The sequence below is a fragment of the Actinomycetes bacterium genome (assembly GCA_024222295.1).
Lineage (GTDB): Bacteria > Actinomycetota > Acidimicrobiia > Acidimicrobiales > Microtrichaceae > JAAEPF01.
In genome coordinates this window covers 1-918 of the sequence record JAAEPF010000111.1, presented here as the reverse complement: position 1 = coordinate 918, position 918 = coordinate 1, and the positions used below count along the sequence as shown (strand labels likewise).

Annotated in this window: 1 protein-coding gene; it reads right to left on the bottom strand. The window is 69.9% G+C overall.

Translation table 11 applies throughout. The annotated features are described in order from the left end of the window. Positions 1-765 (bottom strand): hypothetical protein (locus tag GY812_17725; GenBank protein ID MCP4437321.1); only part of this gene is annotated, 765 nt, incomplete at its 3' end. Positions 766-918: the final 153 nt, after the last annotated feature.

Genomic DNA, 918 nt, shown 5'->3' with positions numbered 1-918 from the left:
GATGCGCGCCGCAGGCACGATGAAGAAGCTGTCGCCAGCGGCCTGGCTGGTGGTGTTGGCGTTGGCCCCGGTGGCGAAGATGCCGTCCGAGGCGTCGCCGTCGGCGTACCAGGTGGGTCGGTCGGAGCAGCCGCCGCAGGTGACCGTGGCGCCCGACACCTCGGTCTGGGAGCTGTCGAGCACGTAGCCGGCCAGGAAGCCCTCGGCGCCGAGGTCGTGGCCGTAGCCGTAGCCGTCGAGCTCGGTGTGCCAGGCGTCGCGGGTGGCGATGTCCAGCGAGCGTGCCACCACGCTGTCCAGCGTGTCGCCGGGGCCGAAGCCTTCGAACTGGTCCGCGGCGACGCCGCTGACCGACCGCATCACCGTGCCTTCTTCGTTGCAGTCCTCGATCTGGACCATGATGCCGATGGCCGGGATCTCGTCGAGGCCGGCGAGCACGAAGCTTCCGTCCTCGCACATCGTCGAAGCGACCAGGGTGGTCGGCACGCCGCCGGTCACCGCGGGGGTCGGGTCGATCGCCGAGACGCAGAGCGCGGCGGTGCCCGTGTCTTCGCCCCAGGTCAACAGCTCGCCGGTGCCGACGTCGAGGCCGATGCCCTTGATGTTGATGCCCGTGGTCAGGTCGAGGTCGGCGCCGCACTCGGAGACCTCGATGGGAGCGGTGTCATCGCCACCGTTTCCACCAGGTCCACCTTCGTACTCGATCCCACGCCCGGGACAGGCGGTGAGCAGCGCGAGGGCAGCGGCGAGGGTCAGCTGGCGCATGGCTTCTCCGTTCGGCGCAGGCATATAGCCCAACGAAGGCTCGCATGCGTTAGCAGGGGTGACGCTTTGGAGCTCGCATGCTGCTGCTGACCGCCCTCACGGGCCCTGCCTTCGCCGGCTCGATCACGACGGCGGGCGTCACGGGAGGCCCTG